This is a genomic window from Paenibacillus agri (genome assembly GCF_013359945.1).
In the GTDB taxonomy this organism is placed as follows: Bacteria; Bacillota; Bacilli; order Paenibacillales; family Paenibacillaceae; genus Paenibacillus_AQ; species Paenibacillus_AQ agri.
On the sequence record NZ_JABWCS010000007.1, the window covers coordinates 1 to 228 of the forward strand.

Here is a 228-nt window from a genome sequence, read left to right on the forward strand (position 1 = left end):
CCACAGGAGTGACTGGAGCCACAGGTGATACTGGTGCAACAGGAGCGACCGGTGCAACAGGAGCGACCGGGGCCACAGGAGCGACCGGAGTGACAGGTGACACTGGGGCAACGGGTGCAACCGGGGCCACAGGAGTGACTGGAGCCACAGGTGATACTGGTGCAACAGGAGCGACCGGTGCAACAGGAGCGACCGGGGCCACAGGAGCGACCGGAGTGACAGGTGACA

At 64.9% G+C, this 228-nt stretch carries 1 protein-coding gene; it reads left to right on the forward strand.

The window, feature by feature from the left end:
• Positions 1-228 (forward strand): hypothetical protein (locus tag HPT30_RS00025; protein ID WP_175369637.1); only part of this gene is annotated, 228 nt, incomplete at both ends.